This is a genomic window from Streptomyces sp. RLA012, assembly GCF_056270325.1.
On record NZ_JBWDPA010000002.1, the window covers coordinates 2,335,513 to 2,355,932 of the forward strand.

Consider the following 20,420-nt stretch of genomic DNA (forward strand, 5'->3'; position numbering starts at 1 on the left):
CGGTGGAGCCGGACATGTCACAGCCCCGCGCCCCTTGCGGGGCACGGGGGCCGCCTCACGTGGTGCGCTCCAGCTCATGGCGGAGGTCGTCGAGTTCGCTGCCGCCCGCCATCTGGCGGGTCAGCTCGTCGAGGGTGATCTCCTCGCGGGTGTGGCTGCCGAACATGGCGCCGCGCTTCAGGAGGACGAAACGGTTGCCCACCAGGTACGCGTGGTGCGGGTTGTGGGTGATGAGGACGACACCGAGGCCGGCGTCCCGCGCGGCGGCCACGTACTTGAGGACCACACCGGACTGCTTCACGCCGAGCGCCGCGGTGGGCTCGTCGAGGACGAGGACCTTGGCCCCGAAGTAGACGGCGCGGGCGATCGCCACGCACTGGCGCTCACCGCCGGAGAGGGTGCCGATGGGCTGGTCGACGTCCCGCAGGTCGATGCCCATGCGCAGCAGCTCCGCGTGGGTGGTCCTGCGCATGAAGTCGACGTCCATGCGCTTGAAGGGACCCACGCCCTTCGACGGCTCGGAGCCGAGGAAGAAGTTCCGCCACACCGGCATCAGCGGGACGACCGCGAGGTCCTGGTAGACGGTGGCGATGCCCCGGTCCAGGGCCTCGCGCGGGTTGGAGAGCCGGGTCTCCTCGCCCTCGATGCGCAGGGTGCCCGCGTCGTGCTGGTGCAGACCCGCGATGATCTTGATCAGGGTGGACTTGCCCGCGCCGTTGTCGCCGAGCACACAGGAGATCTCCCCCGCGTGCACCACCAGCGAGACGCCTTCGAGGGCGCGGATGTTGCCGTAGTACTTGCTGACGTCGTCGAGCTCGACGAGTGCCGCGCGCTCCGTGGAGGCCGCGCCGGTCGTCTTCTTCATGTCCGTCGTCATTTCGTCACCTCCGCGCGCTTGCGGACCCAGTGGTTGAGCAGGGTCGCCAGGAGCAGCATCACTCCGAGGAAGAACTTGAACCAGTCCGGGTTCCACTCGGCGAACACGATGCCCTTGCTCACCATGCCGAAGATCAGCGCGCCGACCGCCGCGCCGACCGCGGAACCGTAGCCGCCGGTGATCAGACAGCCGCCGATGACGGCCGCGATGATGTAGATCAGCTCGTTGCCGACGCCCTCGCCTGACTGCACGACGTCGAACGAGAACAGCAGGTGCTGGCCGGAGATCCAGGCGCCGAAGGCGACCCCCATGTAGAGGCCGATCTTCGTCTTGTTGACCGGGACGCCGATCGCGCGGGCGGCCTGCTCGCCGCCGCCGACGGCGTAGATCCAGTTGCCGTACTTGGTACGCAGCAGGATCCAGGTGGCGATGACGACCAGGGCCAGCCACCACAGGATGGTGATCTTGTAGTCGACGCCGCCGATGGTGATCGTCGAGGCGAAGACGTCCTTGGCGGACGAGAAGCCCTGCATGTCGGCGATCGACTTCGTGGAGACCGTGCCGCTGATCAGCTTGGTGAAGCCGAGGTTCATACCGGTCAGCATCAGGAAGGTGCCGAGCGTGATGATGAAGCTCGGCGGGTCCGTACGGGTCAGCATGACGCCGTTGAACACGCCGATCGCCAGCGTGACGACCAGCGAGATGAGGATGCCCACCCAGACGTTCGCGGTCATCTGGTAGCTGAACATCGAGGAGATCAGCGCGGAGCTGGTCACCATGACGCCCGCGGAGAGGTCGAACTCGCCGCCGATCATCAGCAGCGCGACCGGTACGGCCATGATGCCGATCGTCGACGAGGCGTACAGGACCGTGCTCAGGCTCGCGGCCCGGACGAAACTGTCCGCGAAGATCGCGAAGAAGAGGAAGACCGCGATCGCGCCGACCACGGAACCGAGCTCGGGCCGGCCCATCAGTCTGCGCAGCGGTGAGCTCTTCAGGAGGCGCTCGTCGACCTTGGTGTCGGGCGACGGCGCGGGTGCAGGTGCGGTAGCGGTCATCGGGTCCCCCGCTTGGTGTACTCCTCCAGGGCGGCGGCCTGTTCCTTGGTGATGATCTGCGGGCCGGTGAGGACCGGCCTGCCGCCGCCGAGGACATCGGCGTTGTACTTGTAGAGCCAGAGCAGGTCCACGGCCTCGTACCCCTGGAGGTAGGGCTGCTGGTCGACGGCGAAGCCGAGCGTGCCGTCCTTGAGCTCCGAGGCCACCTTCGCGTTCAGGTCGAAGGTGTCGATCTCGGCCTTGCTGCCCGCGTCGGCCTTCGCCTTCACCGCGGTGTCCGCGTACGGGGCGCCGAGCGTGACGACCGTGTCGATGGACCTGTCCGCCTGCAGCTTGGCACCGATGGAGGACTGCACGTCGGGCATGCTCGTGCCCTGGACGTAGAGGTTCTGCACGGTGCCGTGGAAGGTCTTCTTGACACCCGCGCAGCGCTGCTCGTGGCCGACGTTGCCCTGCTCGTGCAGGATGCACAGGGCCTTCTTGCGGCCCCGCTTGTTCAGCTCGTCCCCGACCGCCTCACCGGCGATCGTCTCGTCCTGGCCGATATGGGTGAGCGCGCCGAACGCCTTGGACTGCTCGGAGCCGGAGTTCACCGTGATCACGGGGATGCCGGCCTTCTCGGCGCGGGTGACGGCCGCCTTCATCGCGTCGGGCTTGGCCAGCGTGACGACGATTCCGTCGACCTTCTTGTCCACCGCCGCGTCGACGAGCTGCGCCTGCTGCTGCGCCTCGGCGTTGTGCGAGTACAGGAAGTTGATGTTGTCCTTCACCGCGGCCTGCTTGGCGCCGTTCTGCACGATGTCCCAGAAGGTGTCGCCATCGCCCGAATGGGTGATCATCGCGAAGGTCCACTTGGGCGTGTTCACCGCCGCCCTGCCCTGGGCTTCCGCCGCCTCTCGGGCGTCCTCGGCCCGCTTCCCGCCGGTGCTGCTGCATCCCGCGAGGGACGCCCCCAGCGCCCCTGCGAGCGCGATGCCTACCCAGGTCCGAGTCCGTGCCACGAGGCCGTGCCCTTCTTGCTGTGCTCCTTGGTGCGCCGGGGCCCGCGGAACGGCCCGGCGGGCCGTTCCGTAGGCCCCGGGGGCCGGCATCTCGCCGGCCCCAAACGCCCAAGTATCGAACACTGGGATCGTGCACCCCATCAGCGGGTCCCGCGCGCGGTGTACTTCTCCAGTTGCGGAACGTCCTTCTCGGTGACGATGGCCGGGCCGGTCAGGACCGTCTTGCCGCCGCCGAGCACGTCGCCGTTGGTCTTGTAGAGCCACAGCATGTCGATGGCCTCGTAGCCCTGCAGGTAGGGCTGCTGGTCCACGGCGAAGCCGACCTCCTTGGCCTTGAGGCTCTTGACCACCTCGGCGTTCAGGTCGAAGGTGTCGATCTCGGCCTTGCTGCCCGCGCCCGTCTTGGCCTTCACCGCGAGGGCGGCGATCGGGGCGCCCAGGGTGACGACGGCGTCGATGCCCTTGGTCGCCTGGAGCTTCGCCTCGATGGAGGACTGGGTGGCGGGGGCGTTGGTGCCGTCGACATTGAGGTTCTCGACCGAACCGCTGAAGGTCTTCTTCACGCCCGCGCAGCGCTGCTCCAGCGAGACGTTGCCCTGTTCGTGGATGACACAGACGGCCTTCTTCAGACCGCGCTTGTCGAGTTCCTCACCGATGGCCTCACCGGCCACCGACTCGTCCTGGCCGAAGTGCGCGAGCGCCCCGTACTGCTTGGAGAACTCCGCTCCGGAGTTGATCGTGACCACCGGAATGCCCGCCTGCTCGGCCTTGGCAAGGACGTCCTTCATGGCCTCGGGCTTGGCCAGGGTGACGACGATGCCGTCGACCTTCTTGTCGATCGCGGCCTGGACGAGCTGGGCCTGCCCGTTCGCTTCCTTGTCGTTCGAATACAGGAAGTCGACATTGTCCTTGCCGGCCGCCTGCTTGGCACCGCTCTGCACGATGTCCCAGAAAGTGTCACCCTCGCCGGAGTGAGTCACCATGGCTATCTTCAGGCGGGGTGTACTGGCGGCCTTGCCGCCGCTCCCGCTGTCACTCGCCTTGTTCTCGGAGTCCTTGCCGCCGGAGCTGCTGCACCCGGCCGCAAGCGCGATCACAGCTATCAGCGCTGCTGCTGTTCGGGCTGTACGCATTGGTGGGACCACCCTCTCTCCCGCCGCCCCTTTGCGGCTGAGGGGAGTTCTAGCTCCGGGTCCGCACACCAGTCAATGGCTTTGTCAGAACATTCTTACGATTGAGATTCAGCCTCGGCCACGCCGATCCCGCGCCCGATCATGGCCTGACCTGCAGGTTCACGGACGCACGAGGAGCTGGAACTCGAAGGAGTAGCGCGACGCACGATACGTATGAGTCCCAAACTCTACTGCGCGTCCGGTGTCGTCGAACGTGGTGCGCTGCATCGTGAGCAGCGGAGCCCCGGCGGGCTCGCCGAGCCGCTCGCCCTCCTCCCTGGTGGCCGCGCGGGCACCCACGGACTGGCGTGCGCTGTGCAGCGTGATGCCCGCGGCCCGCATCAGCCGGTACAGGCCGGTGGCCTCCATCTGGGCGCTGTCCAGCTCCAGCAGCCCTGGGGGCAGGTAGTTGCACAGGTACGCCATCGGCTCCCCGTGGGCGAGCCGCAGCCGCTCCACGCGGTGCACGTCGCTGCCCTCGGCCACCCCCAGAGCGGCCGCGACCTCGGCGGACGCCGCCACGACGGCGTTGACGAGCACCCGGGTCGCGGGGCGCTGCCCGGCCGCCTCCAGGTCGTCGTAGAGGCTGCTCAGCTCCAGGGGGCGCTTGACCTGGCTGTGCACGACCTGGGTGCCGACACCACGACGCCGTACCAGCAGGCCCTTGTCGACGAGGGACTGGATGGCCTGGCGGACCGTGGGCCGGGACAGACCGAGCCGCCCGGCGAGCTCGATCTCGTTGCCGAGGAGACTGCCCGGGGTCAGATTCCCGTGCTCGATCGCGGCCTCCAGCTGCTGGGACAGCTGGAAGTACAGCGGGACCGGACTGCTGCGGTCGACGCTGAGCTGGAGCGACACGGTCGGATCCACATCTGGTTTCGGCACGCGCCGAGCGTAGCTCCGGGAGATGTTGACGGGAAGTTGTGAAGTTCGATTGTCCGGACAAACCATTGACACGGCACCTGGTGGGCCCTCAGTTTGTTCCCATGCGCATCGGACTCATCGGAACGGGCCGTATCGGCACATTCCACGCGACCGCTCTCCAACGCCACCGCGAGGTCGGCTCCCTGATCGTCACGGACGCGGACTCCGCCCGGGCTCATGAGCTCGCGGACCGCCTGGGCGCCACGGCGGCGCCCAGCGTGGACGAGATCTTCACCTGGGGTGTGGACGCCGTCGTCATCACGGCGGCCACCTCGGCCCACGCCGAACTCATCGGGCGGGCGGCGCGGCTGGGGCTCCCGGTGTTCTGCGAGAAGCCCATCGCCCTGGATCTGCCGGGCACACTGACCGCGCTCGCCGAGGTCGACGCCGCCGGAACGGTCCTGCAGCTGGGCTTCCAGCGCCGCTTCGACGCCGGTTACACGGCGGCGCGCGAGGCGGTGCGCTCGGGACGACTGGGACGGCTGCACACCGTGCGGGCCATGACGTCCGACCAGTCGCCGCCGCCGGCCGCGTACCTCCCGCTCTCCGGCGGCCTCTACCGCGACTGCCTCGTGCACGACTTCGACATGCTGCGCTGGGTCACCGGCCACGAGGTCGTCGAGGTGTACGCGATGGGCTCCGACGCCGGACCGGCGATGTTCCGCGAGGCACACGACATCGACACGGCCGCGGCCGTCCTCACCCTGGACGACGGCACGCTGGCCACGGCGACGTCGACCCGGATGAACGGCGCGGGCTACGACGTCCGCATGGAGCTGGCCGGCGAGCTGGACCAGATCGGCGTCGGCCTCGACGACCGTACGCCGATCGGCTCCACCGAACCGGCCGGGCCGCCGCCCGCCGACAAGCCGTGGACGGGCTTCCTGGAGCGCTTCGGCCCCGCCTACGAGGCCGAGCTCGCCGCCTTCGTGGACGTGGTCCGCGGCGAACGCGCGAACCCCTGCGACGGCCACGAGGCCCTGCATGCGCTGCGCATCGCCGAGGCCTGCGAACTGTCGCGGCTGGAGCGACGCCCGGTCCACCTGGCGGAGATCCCCGGCGCGGGCGACTGACCCCGAAGCAGCCCCGCGGTGCGGCCCCTCACCCGAGGAGCCGCACCGCCGGACCGGGTCCTCACCAGCGCACGGGGAGGGTGCGCAGGCCGCGCATCAGCATGCCCGACAGCCAGTCGCCGGGCGGTCCGTCGAGAGCGAGATCCGGACATCTCTCCAGCAGCGAGCGCAGCGCTACGCGGGCTTCGAGACGGGCCAGGGGCGCGCCCAGGCAGTAGTGGATGCCGTGACCGAAGGCGAGATGACCCGGCGGGTCACGGCGGATGTCGAAGCGGTCCGGATGCGGGCAGTGCGCCGCGTCACGGTTGGCGGCGTCGAGTCCGATGATCACCGCGTCACCCACCCCGATGACGCTGCCACCGATCTCCATCAGCTCCGCCGCATAGCGGTACGTCGCCGTCTCGACCGGTCCCTCGAAGCGCAGCAGCTCCTCCACCGCGCCGTCCAGGAGGGTCATGTCGGCCCGCAGGGCGGCGAGCTGGTCGGGATGGGTGAGCAGGGTGTGCACACCGTTCGTGATCAGGTTGACCGTCGTCTCGTGCCCCGCGACCAGCAGGATGAACGCCATCCCCCGCAACTCGTCGCCGGAGAGCCGGTCGCCGTCCTCGGCCCGGGTGCGGATCAGGTCGCTGAGCAGATCGCCGGCGGGCGCCGTACACCGCTTGTCCTCGATCAACTCATCCAGATAGGCGGCCAGTTGCTGGACCGCGATATGCTCCGAATCCCCGTCCGTGGGTGTCACGATCTCGTTCGACATCGCACGGAAGGCCGCCCGGTCGATGTCCGGGACGCCCAGCAGCTCGCAGATGACCGTGATCGGCAGCGGATAGGCGAAGGAGTCGACGAGATCGGCGCGTCCCTTCGGCAGCATCCCCTCCAGTAACTCGTCGGTGATCTGCTGGATCCGCGGGCGCAGCGCCTCCACCCGCCGCATGGTGAACGCGCCCGTGACGAGGGAACGCAGCCGGGTGTGCTCCGGTGGATCGGAGATCAGCACATACCGGCCCATCAGCTCCGCTTCGAGCAGGCTGACCCCTCTCTTGCTGTTGTCCTTGGACAGCCGCGGGTCGGCGAGCGCGGCGCGCGCCTCCTCGTACCCCACGACGAGCCAGCACTCGTACGAGTCGGGCGGCGGCATCCGCACCCAGTGGACGGGACCGCGCTCGCGCAGCTCCGCGTACACCGGATACGGGTCACTCGTGAACCCCGGTCCGTAGTCACCCAGATCGATCATGCTTCCCCTTCCCGTCGCCCCTCCAACGCACGGGCGCCCCCCTCAGTGCCCCTCTTCCAGAAGTCCCGCGTCGTACGTCAACAGGGCGATCTGTACACGGTTGTTGAGATCGAGCTTGGCGAGGATACGAGAGACATGTGTCTTCACGGTGGCGACGCTCATGTACAAATCGGCAGCGATCTCGGCGTTGGAGGCACCCCGGCCGACGGCCACGGCGACCTCGCGTTCGCGGTCGTTGAGCGCGCCGATCCGGTCCCGGGCGGCCGTACGCCGGCCACCCGGCGCCCCGCCGGCCGCGTGCTCCATCAACTGCCGGACGACGGCGGGCGAGAGCACGGGATCACCTGCCGCGACCCGCCGTACCGCGTCGACGATCTCCACCGGCGGAGTGTCCTTGAGCACGAACCCCGCGGCGCCCGCGCGCAGCGCCCGCAGCACCTGGTCGTCGGCGTGGAACGTGGTGAGGACCACGACCTGCGGAGCGTCCTTGCGCCCGCGCAGCCGCTCGGTGGCCGTGAGCCCGTCGACCACCGCCATCCGGATGTCCATCAGGACGACGTCCGGGCGGGTGCGGTCCACGAGCGCCTCGACCTCGCCGCCGTCGGCGGCCTCACCGACGATCTCGATGTCGTCGGCTCCGCCCATCATGAACGACAGGCCGGCCCGTACCAGCGGGTCGTCGTCGACGAGGAGCAGTCGGATCGCATTCATGGTGCCTACCGTAGGTGCGCGCCGACTCATTACCGCCCCTGCGTCGCGGCCGACGACTACGGTCGGTTGCCACAGCAGTCGGCTCTCGGAGGAGTTCAGTGCGTTATCGGCTCTTGGGCAGGACCGGCCTTCGCGTCTCGGAGCTGTTCCTCGGTGCCATGACGTTCGGGGAGCAGGGCGGCGTGGGAGCCCCCAGGGAGGAGTGCGCACGGATCCTCGACGCGTACGCGGAGGCGGGCGGCAACGTGGTGGACACCGCCGTCAACTACCGCGGCGGAGCCAGCGAGGAGATCGTGGGGGACTTGCTCAAGGGCCGACGCGACCGTTTCGTCCTCTCCACCAAGTACACCGTCTCCCGCGACGGCACCGACCCGAACGCCGCCGGGAACCACCGCAAGAACCTGGCCCTCTCCCTGGAGACGAGTCTGCGGCGCCTCGGAACCGACTACATCGACGTCTACTGGGTGCACATCTGGGACCGCAACACTCCCGTCGAGGAGACCATGCGCGCCCTCGACGACGCCGTACGGTCCGGGAAGGTCCTGTACGTGGGCATCTCGGACGCCCCCGCCTGGGTGGTGTCGCGGGCCAACACCCTGGCCGAGTGGCGGGGCTGGTCCCCGTTCGCCGCGCTCCAGGTGCCCTACAGCCTGCTCAGCCGCGATGCCGAGCGCGAACTCCTCCCCATGGCGGAGGAGTTCGGCATGTCGGTCGCCGCCTGGAGCCCACTCCAGAACGGCATCCTGTCCGGCAAGTACACACGCCCGGGCGGTGTGACACCGGGCACGGCGACCCGCCTCTCCCCCGAGGCGATCGGGGAACTCGAACGAACCGTGGCCGAAACCGTCCAGTCGGCGGCCGACGAACTCGGCGCGACCCCCGCCCAGGTCGCCATCGCCTGGACCATGGCCCACTTCCCCACCGTCCACCCCATCCTGGGCGCCCGCCATGTCACCCAGCTCAGCGAGAACCTCGGAGCGGCCGAACTCACCCTGCCCGGCCACCTACTGACCAGGCTGGAGGAGTCCACCGCCTTCCGCACCGGCTTCCCCACAGAGTTCATCGAAGAGACAGCGACCTGGGTGTACGGAACAGCGGGCCGGAGAGTAATCCCGCGTACCCCCTGAACACACCCCCCACGACCGACAGCCGAGTACGCACGGACCACTCCCCGGCAACGACTGTCAACCGACAGCCAAGTACGCGCGGACTGCTCCCCGGCAACGACTGTCGACCGGCAGCCGAGGACGCACGGAAGGGGCCGTGCCGGTGCGTCGAAAGCCCGTCGCGTACGTCCGGATCTGGCAGCGGCTCCTTCTACCACCTCACGTCTGATCCGGCGGCGACGGGCTCGACGCACCGGCACGGCCCCGACCCACCCACTCGCTCACGCACCCCACGGCAGCCACGCCCGCACCTCAAAGCCCCCGCCCCCGTCACCCTCATGCTCCAGCCGCCCACCCGCGAGAGCCGCCCGCTCGGTCAGGCCGATCAACCCCTGCCCGGACCCGGGCACATGCGGCACCTCCCCCGGTGGCGCCGGATTGCGCACGGACACCGTGAGACCGTCCCCCGGGCCGCCCGACACGCGGACCGCGACCTCGGCACCCGGCGCGTGCTTGCGGGCGTTCGTCAGCCCCTCCTGGGCTATGCGGTACGCGGTCCGGCCCACGGAGGCCGGCACCGCGCCGGGATCGGTGACACGCCGGTCGAGGACCACCTTCATACCCGCCTCGCGCGACTCGCAGACCAGCGCGTCGAGCGCGGCGAGCGTCGGCTGCGGCCGCCCCGCGTCGTCGGAGTCGCCCGCCCGCAGCACCCCGATGATCTCCCGCAGATCCTGCAACGCCTCGTGCGCGCTCTCCCGGATCACCCCGGCGGCCCGCGCGACCTCCTCACGGGGCGCGTCCGGCCGGAACTCCAGCGCCCCCGCGTGCACACTCAACAGCGTCAGCCGGTGCGCGAGCACATCGTGCATCTCGCGCGCGATGGCCTCGCGCGCCAGCCGCTGCGCCTGCTCGGCCCGCAGCTCGGCCTCCGTCTCGGCCCGCCGCGCCCGGTCCCGCAGACTGAGCATGAGCTGCCGCTTGGACCGTACGAACATGCCCCAGCCGACGACCGCCGCGGTCACCAGGCCGGTGAGGGAGACGGAGGCGATGTACGGCAGATCGGGATCGGGGCGCAGCCAGAAGAAGACCGGCAGCAACGCGACCTGAAGGCCGGCGATCCAGCCCACGTACTTGAAGGGCCGGTGCACGGCGAGCGTGAAGAGGGCCACCATGCCCGCGCCGCCCGCGGTGTTGGAGAGCACGCCGACGGGGATCATCGCCACGGCCAGCCCCAGCGGCCAGCGGCGCCGCAGCCAGACCGCGGCGCAGGCGAGCGCGCCGAGCAACTGGTCCACGACGGCGAGGTCGTGCGGGATGTGGGCGTCTCGGGTCACCGTGTCCGCGGCCAGCACCCCGATGACGACGGCCAGCAGAAAGCATCCGACGTCGACCACCCAGTCACGCACGGTACGCCGCGGCCGCCCACCCCGTTCCGTCCGCTCGGGGTCGAGCTCCGCGATCACGGCCGACGGCAACAGCCAGCGCTGCCCGGGCAGAACCGGTGCCGCCGGCACCGGATGGTCACTACTCACGGTCGACAAATCTACGCACCCGCGGCCGCCGCCACCGCCCCGCGCCCGGTATCACCGACGAAAGTAGCGACGTTTCAGACTTTCGTCCCGGCTCCACAGCGAGGACCCACGGCACGGGCCGGACACACCTCGCCCCGCGGCCCGTAAAGATGGGGGGAAGCCGCGGGACGAGGCCTTACTGCAAAGCGGTTCAAGCGGTTCAAGCGGTTGGAACGGCTGAAACAGCTGAAGCAGTCGTACGGTTCACCATCGGATCAGCAGCTGAAGTTGATCAGCTTGAACGTGACGTAGTGGTCCGAGGTGTAGTAGTCCTCACGCGTCTTCTTCCCGGTCACGATGCGCTTGGCGCCACGCGTCGAGGCTCCGGGCGTGATGACGGTGTACTCGTGGTAGTACCCGGTGGACTGGGAGGGCAGCACACCCTCCCGGTTCTGGAAGACGGCCCCGTCCTGCGAGTACGGGAAGGGACCGCCGGACGCGATCAGGTCCAGCGTGTCGTACGCCTGCGACGGCAGGCTGCCGTAGCAGATGCTGCCCACGGCGGTGGCCGCCGCGTTCGCGGGGACCACGGCGGTGCCGCCGATGAGCAGGGCGGACATGAGGGCGACCAGGGCGCCGATACGAGTGGTTCGTGGGGGGAATCTCATGACTATAGAATGACGCGCGTAGACCATGGCATGTCAATGTCAAGGCAGATGATTTCTCCCGCCAAGTCCGATGAATTTTCCGGGAGTTAACTTGCCGCCCGGCGCCCCCACACGGTCCCCGCGAGCACGAGAGCGCCCCCCACCAGCCCTGTCGCGCCGAGCCGTTCCCCGCCGAGGGCGATTCCCGCGGCAGCGGCCCACAGTGGTTCGGTGCCGAGCAGCAGGCTGACCCTGGACGGCGAGGTCCGGCGCACGGCCCACATCTGCACGAAGAACGCGAAGAGCGTGCAGAACGCGGCGAGGAACAGCAGCCCTCCCCACTCCCGCGCCCCGAAGTCCGCCGCCGTACCCCACAGCGTGGCGTCCGCGCCGGTCGAGAGCACCGCGAACACGGCGACCGCGGCGCCCAGCTGGACCGTGGTCAGCGACAGCGCGTCCGCGCCCCGGACCGACGTGATGCGGGACATGGCGAGCACATGCACGGTACGGGCGAGGGCCGCGAGCAGCATCAGCAGATCGCCGGGCGAGGGGCTGGTGAAGCCGCCGCCCTGGGTGAGCAGCACGACGCCGAGCACACAGACCCCGGCCGCGGCGAGGAAGTCGCGCGAGGGCCGGACCCGGGTGACGGCCGCCTCGGCGAGCGGGGTGAAGATCATGGTGAGGCTGATGATGAGGCCCGCGTTGGTCGCCGAGGTGTGCACGACGCCGTACGTCTCCAGGAGGAAGATCCCGCTCAGGATCAGCCCCAGCACCGCGGCCCCGCGCCACTGCGCGGGACTCAGGGCACGCAGCGAACGCCACCCCACGGCCACCAGCGCCGGCAGCACGATCCCGAAGCGCAGCACCAGGACGGCGATCACCGTCCGCGTGGTGGTGATGTCCTTGGCCGCGAGATAGCTGGCTCCCCACACCACCGCGACGAGCAGCACGGGCAGATCGGTGAGCCAGGCACGGCGGGGCGCGAGCGCGCCGGGTACGGCGATCGATGACATGGGGGCGGTCTCCAGCGGGCGTGCGGGTGCGGTCAGGCGTGGAGACGGCGACGGCTCTCACAGGGGACGATCACCGTACCGGCGCGGGTGCGTGAGAGCTACACGGTTTTGTTCGGCGGGTGGCCGGGCGACAGGGCCTAGTAGCTGCCGTACGTCGGGCGGCCTTCTCGCTCGTACGTGTGGATGGTCACGCCCGAGGCGGTGGTGGCGCCCCCGACGTGCCGGAACGCGGTGGGGACAGCTCCCTCGGCGAAGAGCCGGCGGCCGGCGCCGAGCAGGACCGGGAAGGTCAGCAGGTGCAGGGTGTCGACCAGGTCGAGCGCGAGCAGCGACTGGGCGAGGGCGCCGCTGCCGTGGACCTGGAGCTCGCGTTCGGTGCGTTCCTTGAGCGCGGTGACCTCCTTGCCGAGGTCGCCGCCGATGACGGTCGTCCCCTTCCAGTCGGCCTGGGTGAGGCTCTGCGAGGCGACGTACTTGGGCAGGGAGTTGAGCTTGGCCGCGATGGGGTCGGCGGGGTCGGTGATCTTCGGCCAGTAGCCGGCGAAGATCTCGTACGTGCGCCTGCCGAGCAGGAAGGCGTCGACGCGGGAGAAGACGTCGGTCATGAACCGTCCGAAGTCCTCGTCCCCGTACGGGACACTCCAGCCGCCCTGCTCGAAACCGCCGCTGGGGTCCTCCTCGGGACCGCCCGGGGCCTGGTGGACGCCGTCGAGGGTGACGAAGCGGTGAGCGTGAGCTTGCCCATGACGGGTGCCTTCTTCCTTCGGTGGAGTCTGCTGTCGTCAGGGCAGACCCCACCGGCGCCCACAACTCATCGGTCTCCCGGGGACCGGGCGTCCCGCGCTCGTGCAGAACCGGGTCATCCCGCGTTCGTGGAGAACAGTCCGCCCGTCGGGCCCTGCTTGTCGCCGCCCTGGGCCTTCTTGAGGGCGTTGGCGAGGCTCTCGATGGTGAGGGACTGCAGGATCACGCGCCCGCTGCCCTCAAGGGTGGCCAGGGACACCCCCTCACCGCCGAAGACGGCGTTCATCAGGCCCTGCCGGTTGAGGCCTCCGACTCGCTGGACTCCGTACTGGATGCCCTCCTCGAAGGCGACGACACAGCCGGTGTCCACCTCGATGCGGCCGCCGAAATCGGCGGGGTCGAGGTCGATGAAATTGCCGGCGCCGGCGATGATGACGGTGCCCCGGCCCGTGAACTTCTCCAGGACGAAGCCCTCGCCGCCGCTGCGTCCGGTGCGTCCGCCCTGGAAGGCGATGCCGAAGTCGACGGTCGACTCGGCGGCGACGAACGCGTCCTTCTCCGCGAACCACGCGCGCGTGCCGTCCAGTTCCAGCGCGCGCATCTCACCGGGCAGGACGCCCGCGAAGCCGACGGTGCCCTCGCCGCCGGTCGACGTGAAGTACTGGAACGCCAGCGACTCGCCGGCGAGGGCGCGCTGGCCGACCTGCATGGCCGTCCCCATGGCCTGCCGCAGCATGCCGCCCATGCCGCCGGACCCGCCACCGGTGCCGCCGCCCTGCTGCTGTCCGCCGCCCCCCGTCGGGCCGGAGAGCCGGGTCTCCATGGTCACGTTCGTCGTCTTGAACAGGAACTTCCCCGCCTCGCAGTACACGGTCTGGCCGGGGCGCAGGCTGACGACCGCCATCTGCATGGCGTTGCCGACGATTTCTTGCTGAAGAGTCACGCCGGGAGAACGCGGGAGGTGGAGGGCAGAGTTCCAGGACGGGCCGAAGTGGCGCGGGTCGGCTGCTCGCGGGGCCTTCGGCGGTAACGTACCGATGGAGATTTATGGACATTTACGGGCATTGCGGTGCGTGCAAGCTGATCTTCCTGCCCGCAGCACGTCAGCCACGGTGAGGGGCGATGATCGTATCGGTGGTGTCGATGCCGGAGGGCGTCGTCGCTCGCACAGGGCTGGCGCAGGCCCGAGAGCGTCTCGCGGGCTCCGGTTTCGTGATCGTGGACATCGACCAAGGAGAAATCGGCCAGGGAGAGGAAGCCCCAGCCCCGCTCGACGACGAGCCGCTCTCCCGTCGGCTCGGACTGGACGGCGCGGCCTTCGAGTGGCTCGGCAGAGCGGAGGAGCACGTCAGGGGCGAGTACCACGCAGGCACGGCCATTGGCGTCGTGCCGGTGGTCTGCGGCAACCACGTCACGCACATCCATGTCCTTGCCGACGATCGGCACTTGGTCACGGTGCACCATGGGCCCGTGGAGCTGATCGAGGACTTCATCGACCGGTTGCCGCAGGACCTGCCCCCTGACGCCGTGACGACGCTGTTCCTCTTTCTGCAGGGCGTCCTGGAGTCCTTTCGCCGGGCCATCACGCAGGCCCATCTGGAGGTCGAGGACCTGGAGGAGGCGATGTTCGACCAGCGGCAGCCGCAGCAGGTCCACCGGCTGGCCCAGCTGCGGCGGCGCGCGGCCCACCTGCATCGCGCGTTCCTGCCCTACTCCGCGGTCGCGCAGGAGATCCTCGTGCGTCGCCGGATGGCGGATCACGCCCTCTCGGAGAAGCGACAGGCGATGAACCGCCTGCACGAGCACACCGTGCAGCTGGTGCTCGTGGAGATCGAGGCGCTGCGGGAAGCGGCCCTGCGAGCCGCGAACAACTACGCGTCTCTCGTCGCCGATCAGCAGAACGTCGTGATCAACAGACTCACCATCGTCTCGATGATCTTCCTGCCGCTGTCGTTCCTGACCGGGTTCTTCGGCATGAACTTCGCCTACCTGACCAACGGCCTCATGAGCAAGGACTCCTTCCTGGGGCTGGGCCTGGGCCTGCAGGCGGGTGCCGTGGCCGTCGCCCTGTACTACGTGCTGTATCGCACGCACTGGCGGCAGCTGCGCGACAGCCGTCCCCGCGACACCGCCGACGACGAGGCCTGATTTTCCCGCCGCGGCCCCGGGCGGCAGCGCGGCTCAGCCGCCGAGCTCCTGATGCCTGGCCGTCAGGCTCGCCGCCCCCTCCCGCGTCGGTGAGCCGAACAGGCGCAGCCGGGAGATGCCTCCGTCCGGGAAGATGTCCACGCGCGCGTGCGTCGCGACGGCGGGCGCGGCGAGGACGAAGCGGTGGTCGGTGTCGGGCTGGAGTCGTGTGCGGGGGAGGATCTCGGTCCACTCGGCGTCGTCGCCGTTCCGTACCGCCACCGACGCCCAACCGGCGCTGTTGCCCTTCAGGTACGCGGTGTCGACCTCGATCGCGCGGATCTCGCACTGGGTGACCAGGTGATAGCGGATCCAGTCGTTGCCCTGGTCGCGGCGGCGACGCGTCTCCCAGCCGTCGTCCATCTTGCGGGAGCGGCCCGGCTGGATGGTGTTCGTGGCGGGCGAGTAGAAGAGGTCCGACGCGTCCTCGACCCGGCCGCCGTGCTCCAGGGCGACCACGTCGAAGGTACCGAGGGCCTCCAGCCACTTCGGGTCCGCGACCACCTCGCCGTACGCCCGCAGGCGCGCGATGCCGCCGTCGGGGTGCTGGTTGACCCGCAGGTGGGTGAAGCGCTGTTCGACGGAGACGGTGAAGCCGTTGGCGGCGTGGCCGCCGACCGGTGTGCGCGGCACGAGCGTCGTCCACTTCACCTCGTCCGCCAGCAGCGCCTCCGGCGACGGGGAGCCGGGGACCGCGGCGCCCTCGACCGACACGGCCTGGGGGTAGTTGCCGCGGAAGTGGGCCGTGTCGACCACGACCCCGCGTACGACGCCGGGTGCGCCGAGGCGTACCAGTGCCCAGTCGTGGTCCTCGGCGGTCGGCCACGGGTGCTCGGCCGAGGCGCCGCGGCGCCGCCGTGTCTCCCAGCCGTCCATGATCTTGCCCTTGTGCCCGAAGTGCTCGGGGTCGAACTCGGCCCGTCCGGGCACGAGGAGGTTCTCGCGCTCGGCGAAGAACTCGTCGTTGGCGGCGACGACCCCGGCGCCGAGCCGCCGGTCGGCGAGGTCGGCGTACCGGGTGAAGGGGAAGTCGGCGGTGCGGTAGTCCGCGTACGGGTCGCCGCCCGCGTAGGGGTTCGCGTCGCCGGTGAAGCGGGGAATCGCCGTCACTGTGATCGGTTCTGCCTTTCTGGAGTCGGCCGCCGCGGGTGGCTCAGCTGTTACGGGTGGTTGGCGGGTACGGATGGCGGGGCGGGTACGGGTGGCGGGGCGGTTACGGATGGCGGGGCGGTTACGGATGGCGGGGCGGTTACGGATGGCGGGTGAGGAGTTCGCCCCTCGGGTCGCCGAACTCTCCCCCGGCCACGATGCGCTCGCCGCGCAGCCAGGTGGACTTCACGACCCCGCTGAGTGTCCTGCCCGCGTACGCCGTGACGCGGTTGCGGTGCTGCAGCGCGGCGGGGTCCACGGTGAACGTCTCGTCGGGCGCGAGGACGGCGAAGTCGGCGTCGTGGCCCGCCTCGATGGCACCCTTGCGGCCGTCGAGACCGACCAGCCGCGCCGTACGGGAGGACATCCAGCGGACCACGTCCTCCAGGCCGTGACCGCGCTTGCGGGCCTCCGTCCAGACCGCCGACAGGCTCAGCTGGAGGCCGGAGATTCCGCCCCAGGCGGTCGCGAAGTCGTCCGTCTTCAGATCGGCCGTGGACGGCGAGTGGTCCGTGACGACGCAGTCGATCGTGCCGTCCGCCAGCGCCTGCCACAGCAGGTCCTGGTTGGCGGCCTCGCGGATCGGCGGGCAGCACTTGAACTCGCTCGCCCCGTCCGGCACCTCCTCGGCCGTCAGGGTCAGGTAGTGGGGGCAGGTCTCCACCGTGATGCGGACGCCCTTCCGCTTCGCCTCGGCGATCAGGGGCAGCGCGTCGGAGGACGACAGGTGCAGCACGTGCACGCGCGCGTCGAGGCGTTCGGCCTGGGCGACGAGGTGGGCGATGGCCGTGTCCTCGGCGTGGCGCGGACGCGAGGCGAGGAAGTCGGCGTACTTCCGGCCGCCCTTGTGCGGGGCGGCGGCCAGGTGGTGCGGGTCCTCGGCGTGCACGATGAGCAGGCCGTCGAATCCCGCGATCTCGGCGAGGGACCGGGCCAGTTGCTCCTGGTCCAGCTCCGGGAACTCGTCCACGCCGGAGGGCGACAGGAAGGCCTTGAAGCCGAAGACTCCCGCGTCGTGCAGCGGGCGCAGGTCCTTGACGTTGTCGGGCAGGGCGCCGCCCCAGAAGCCGACGTCGATGTGTGCCTTGGAGCGGGCGACCTCCCGTTTCGTACGGAGGTGGTCGACCGTCGTCGTGGGCGGCAGGGAGTTGAGCGGCATGTCGACGAGCGTGGTGATGCCGCCCGCCGCGGCGGCGCGGGTCGCGGTCCAGAAGCCCTCCCACTCCGTGCGGCCGGGGTCGTTGACGTGCACATGGGTGTCGACGAGGCCGGGCAGCAGGACGTCGTCGCCGAAGTCCTCCAGACGGGCCCCGGAGGGCACCTCGGCGTCGTACGCCAGTACGGCCGCGATCTTTCCCGCGGCGACCGCGACCGAGGCGGCGCGTGTCCCTTCGGGAGTGATGACACGCGTCGAGCGCAGCATCAGTTCGACCCGTTCGATGCCGGACACCCGGACCCCTCTCTCCGCCGCCGTCGGCTCCCGCTGCCGCTGTTAACTTCCACGTAACGGAATTCAACGTTCTGTTGAAGGAGTCTTCACTCCAGCCCTCGCGCCGTCAAGGGCCCACCCCTCCACTTTCCCTCCGCGCCCACCCCTCTGGATATTTCCACGCAATGGAATTAATATTCCACTGGACAGAACTTATTCATGCACCACAAAGGAGTGAATCAACAGCCCGGTAGGCTGCATCACTGCCTGTCAGCCTGAAAGGACCGTGCCGTGCCGACGTCCAGCGCCAGCACCACCGACGCCGCCAAGTCACCCGCCGCGAGCGGTGGTGTCCAGTCCTTGGAGCGCGCCTTCGATCTGCTCGAACGCATGGCGGACGCCGGCGGGGAGGTCGGCCTGAGTGAGCTCTCCGCGAGCAGCGGGCTTCCGCTGCCCACCATCCACCGGCTCATGCGCACGCTGGTGGTCTGCGGCTATGTCCGTCAGCAGACGAACCGCCGGTACGCGCTCGGCCCCCGGCTGATCCGTCTCGGCGAGTCCGCGTCCCGGTTGCTCGGCACCTGGGCCCGCCCCTATCTCGCGCGCCTGGTCGAGGAGACCGGCGAGACCGCCAACATGGCGCTGCTCGACGGGGACGAGATCGTGTACGTGGCACAGGTGCCCTCCAAGCACTCGATGCGCATGTTCACCGAGGTCGGCCGACGGGTGCTGCCGCACTCCACGGGCGTGGGCAAGGCCCTGCTGGCGAACACCCCGGCGGACGAGGTGCGCGCGCTGCTCGCCCGTACCGGCATGCCCGCCGCGACGGAGAAGACGATCACCACGCCGGACGGCTTCCTCACCGCGCTGGAGGAGGTGCGCCGGCTCGGCTACGCGGTCGACGACAACGAGCAGGAGATCGGCGTCCGCTGCCTCGCCGTCTCCGTTCCCGACTCCCCCACCTCCGCCGCCATCTCGATCTCCGGCCCCGCGGGCCGTGTCACCGACGCGGCCACGGAGAAGATCGTGCCCGTACTGCAGCAGGTCGCCGCGGAACTGTCGCAGGCGCTGGCGAGCTCGGGCCCGGCAGCCTGACCCCGGGCGTGCGCCGGCACCCGGCGTAGGACCGCGACCCTACGGGCCACCGGGCGGCGGAGCGCCCGCCCCAGGACATTGCGGGGGTCGGCCTCCGCAGCCACCGGGGTGGGGTGATTTCCCCTTGCTCTCCCGTGCCCCACTCCGACGGCCGTCCCGGGTGTCGCGCGCCGGCCGACGGTGTACGCAAGCTGCTCCTCGACGGCCGGATCGCCCTGCACGTCCGGCTGCCCGCCGAGCGTGAGCCGGCCTCGGCGCTCGGGGTCAGCCCGGCCAATGTGGCATCCTTCCCGGCCGACGACGGGGTGATCGACCTGGCCATCGCGTCGCCCGGCGGGCCCGAGGCGGAGCTCGCGGAGGCCTTCGCGGAGGCGGGCGTCCTGCTGGCCCGGCGGGCCTCGACGCCCGGCTTTCGCCCCTACGGGATACCGGAGTTGAGGGCCGTCGTCGCCGAGCGGTTCACCCGGCGCGGGCTGCCCACGCTGCCGGACCAGATCCTCATCACGGGCGGGGCGCAGCAGTCCCTCTCGCTGACGCTCGGGCTGCTCGGACGGCCCGGTGACCGGATCCTGGTCGAGAACCCGTCGTATCCGAACGCGCTCGACGCGATGCGCCGCGTCGGACGGCGTACCACTCCCGTGCCTGTCGCGGCGGACGGCTGGGACCCGGGGCTGATCGACCGCGCACTGCGGCAGGCGGCGCCCCGGCTCGCGTATCTGATCCCCGACTTCCACCATCCGACGGGGCATCCGATGCCGCCCGAACAGCGCCTGGCCGTACTGGAGTCGGCGCGCGCGACCGGCACCTGGCTGGTGATCGACGAGACGCTGACGGACATCGCGCTGGATGTGCCCGGGGCCGCGCCGTTCGCCTCGCTCGCGCCGCGCGGGATGGGCGAACAGGTCGTGGCCGTGGGGTCGTTGAGCAAGACGCACTGGGGTGGGCTGCGCGTCGGATGAGTGCGGGCGGGCTCCCGGCTGATCACGGAGCTCGCGACCGCGCGGGTGCCCGCGGACAAGGGCGGTTCGGTCGTGGACCAGTTGGTCGGGCTCGGACTGCCGGCGCGCACGGAGGAGGTGCTGCGCGAGCGGCTGCCGCGGCTGCGCGCCCGGCGGGACGCGCTCGCCGAGTCGCCGGCCCGTCATCTCCCGGACCGGCTTTGGCAGTTGCCGCCCGACGGGCTGTCCCTGTGGATCGACCTGGGGCGTCCGATCGCCTCACCGCTGGCCCGTGCGGCCCTCGACCAGGGCGTACGCGTCGAGGGCGGCGCCCGCTTCGGCGCCGACCCCGGCACCCATGAACACCGTCTGCGTTTCCCCTACACCCTGTCGGCCGAGGTGCTCGAAGAGGCCGTACGCCGGATCGCGACCGCCCTGGACGGCGGGCTCACCACGGCCGGTGCGGACGCGGGACGCCCGCACTGGATCGCCTGAGCCACCCACCCGGGCCGGGCCCGCCACAGCCACAGCCACAGCCACAGCCACAG

19 protein-coding genes and 1 pseudogene are annotated in these 20,420 nt (G+C 70.2%); 6 read left to right on the forward strand and 14 right to left on the reverse strand.

Annotation, left to right across the window (positions count from 1 at the left end; all coding sequences use genetic code 11):
- Positions 1–55: 55 nt before the first annotated feature.
- The 5 genes from RV986_RS10985 to RV986_RS11005 form a co-directional block, all read right to left on the reverse strand.
- The gene (locus tag RV986_RS10985) at positions 56–877 is read right to left on the reverse strand and encodes an ATP-binding cassette domain-containing protein (RefSeq protein WP_475917206.1); all 822 of its coding nucleotides are present in this window, start codon (positions 875–877) and stop codon (positions 56–58) included.
- The gene (locus RV986_RS10990) at positions 874–1,935 is read right to left on the reverse strand and encodes an ABC transporter permease (protein ID WP_475917207.1); all 1,062 of its coding nucleotides are present in this window, start codon (positions 1,933–1,935) and stop codon (positions 874–876) included. Before RV986_RS10990 ends, RV986_RS10985 begins: the two co-directional genes overlap by 4 nt.
- Positions 1,932–2,936, reverse strand: coding sequence for a sugar ABC transporter substrate-binding protein (locus RV986_RS10995; RefSeq protein WP_475917208.1), 1,005 nt, complete (start codon positions 2,934–2,936; stop codon positions 1,932–1,934). Before RV986_RS10995 ends, RV986_RS10990 begins: the two co-directional genes overlap by 4 nt.
- Positions 2,937–3,076: 140 nt before the next feature.
- Positions 3,077–4,069, reverse strand: coding sequence for a sugar ABC transporter substrate-binding protein (locus RV986_RS11000; protein WP_475917209.1), 993 nt, complete (start codon positions 4,067–4,069; stop codon positions 3,077–3,079).
- 159 nt (positions 4,070–4,228) lie between these two features.
- On the reverse strand, positions 4,229–4,966 hold the full coding sequence (locus tag RV986_RS11005; RefSeq protein ID WP_475924247.1) for a GntR family transcriptional regulator: 738 nt from the start codon (positions 4,964–4,966) through the stop codon (positions 4,229–4,231).
- 128 nt (positions 4,967–5,094) lie between these two features.
- Between RV986_RS11005 and RV986_RS11010 the strand changes: the two genes are divergently transcribed.
- Positions 5,095–6,105 carry a Gfo/Idh/MocA family protein gene (locus RV986_RS11010; RefSeq protein WP_475917210.1) on the forward strand — a complete coding sequence of 337 codons (1,011 nt, stop codon included), beginning with the start codon at positions 5,095–5,097 and terminating at the stop codon, positions 6,103–6,105.
- Between the two features lie 61 nt (positions 6,106–6,166).
- On the opposite strand, the gene RV986_RS11015 is transcribed toward RV986_RS11010, so the two are convergent.
- Together RV986_RS11015 and RV986_RS11020 are read right to left on the reverse strand one after the other, a co-directional pair.
- Positions 6,167–7,339, reverse strand: a complete 1,173-nt coding sequence (locus RV986_RS11015; RefSeq protein ID WP_475917211.1) for a cytochrome P450 family protein — start codon at positions 7,337–7,339, stop codon at positions 6,167–6,169.
- Between the two features lie 42 nt (positions 7,340–7,381).
- On the reverse strand, positions 7,382–8,050 hold the full coding sequence (locus RV986_RS11020) for a response regulator transcription factor (RefSeq protein WP_475917212.1): 669 nt from the start codon (positions 8,048–8,050) through the stop codon (positions 7,382–7,384).
- 98 nt (positions 8,051–8,148) lie between these two features.
- Between RV986_RS11020 and RV986_RS11025 the strand changes: the two genes are divergently transcribed.
- The gene (locus RV986_RS11025) at positions 8,149–9,177 is read left to right on the forward strand and encodes an aldo/keto reductase (protein ID WP_475917213.1); all 1,029 of its coding nucleotides are present in this window, start codon (positions 8,149–8,151) and stop codon (positions 9,175–9,177) included.
- Between the two features lie 260 nt (positions 9,178–9,437).
- Here RV986_RS11025 and RV986_RS11030 read toward each other — a convergent pair whose 3' ends face one another.
- The 5 genes and pseudogenes from RV986_RS11030 to RV986_RS11050 form a co-directional block, all read right to left on the reverse strand.
- Positions 9,438–10,700, reverse strand: a complete 1,263-nt coding sequence (locus RV986_RS11030; protein ID WP_475917214.1) for a sensor histidine kinase — start codon at positions 10,698–10,700, stop codon at positions 9,438–9,440.
- 245 nt (positions 10,701–10,945) lie between these two features.
- The gene (locus RV986_RS11035; RefSeq protein ID WP_475917215.1) at positions 10,946–11,338 is read right to left on the reverse strand and encodes a guanyl-specific ribonuclease; all 393 of its coding nucleotides are present in this window, start codon (positions 11,336–11,338) and stop codon (positions 10,946–10,948) included.
- Between the two features lie 86 nt (positions 11,339–11,424).
- Positions 11,425–12,330: a DMT family transporter gene (locus RV986_RS11040; protein WP_475917216.1), complete on the reverse strand. Its 906-nt coding sequence runs from the start codon at positions 12,328–12,330 to the stop codon at positions 11,425–11,427.
- 137 nt (positions 12,331–12,467) lie between these two features.
- Positions 12,468–13,075 (reverse strand): annotated as a pseudogene (locus RV986_RS11045) (dihydrofolate reductase family protein).
- Between the two features lie 114 nt (positions 13,076–13,189).
- Positions 13,190–14,017 (reverse strand): AIM24 family protein, encoded by an 828-nt coding sequence (locus RV986_RS11050; protein WP_475917217.1) that lies wholly within the window; start codon positions 14,015–14,017, stop codon positions 13,190–13,192.
- A 179-nt stretch (positions 14,018–14,196) separates the two neighbouring features.
- On the opposite strand from RV986_RS11050, the gene RV986_RS11055 reads away from it, so the two are divergent.
- On the forward strand, positions 14,197–15,222 hold the full coding sequence (locus tag RV986_RS11055) for a magnesium transporter CorA family protein (RefSeq protein WP_475917218.1): 1,026 nt from the start codon (positions 14,197–14,199) through the stop codon (positions 15,220–15,222).
- Between the two features lie 33 nt (positions 15,223–15,255).
- On the opposite strand, the gene alc is transcribed toward RV986_RS11055, so the two are convergent.
- Positions 15,256–16,371 carry an allantoicase gene (gene alc / locus RV986_RS11060; protein ID WP_475917219.1) on the reverse strand — a complete coding sequence of 372 codons (1,116 nt, stop codon included), beginning with the start codon at positions 16,369–16,371 and terminating at the stop codon, positions 15,256–15,258.
- A 139-nt stretch (positions 16,372–16,510) separates the two neighbouring features.
- Positions 16,511–17,833, reverse strand: coding sequence for an allantoinase AllB (allB, locus tag RV986_RS11065; protein WP_475924248.1), 1,323 nt, complete (start codon positions 17,831–17,833; stop codon positions 16,511–16,513).
- A 297-nt stretch (positions 17,834–18,130) separates the two neighbouring features.
- Here allB and RV986_RS11070 point away from each other — a divergent pair, with 297 nt between their 5' ends.
- The 3 genes from RV986_RS11070 to RV986_RS11080 all read left to right on the forward strand — a co-directional run bounded on the left by RV986_RS11070 (position 18,131) and on the right by RV986_RS11080 (position 20,367).
- Positions 18,131–18,934, forward strand: a complete 804-nt coding sequence (locus RV986_RS11070) for an IclR family transcriptional regulator (RefSeq protein ID WP_475917220.1) — start codon at positions 18,131–18,133, stop codon at positions 18,932–18,934.
- Between the two features lie 134 nt (positions 18,935–19,068).
- A complete protein-coding gene (locus RV986_RS11075; RefSeq protein ID WP_475917221.1) occupies positions 19,069–19,893 on the forward strand; it encodes an aminotransferase class I/II-fold pyridoxal phosphate-dependent enzyme in 825 nt (274 codons plus the stop codon).
- Complete coding sequence (locus RV986_RS11080; protein WP_475917222.1) at positions 19,894–20,367, forward strand: hypothetical protein; 474 nt, start codon at positions 19,894–19,896, stop codon at positions 20,365–20,367.
- Positions 20,368–20,420 lie beyond the last annotated feature (53 nt).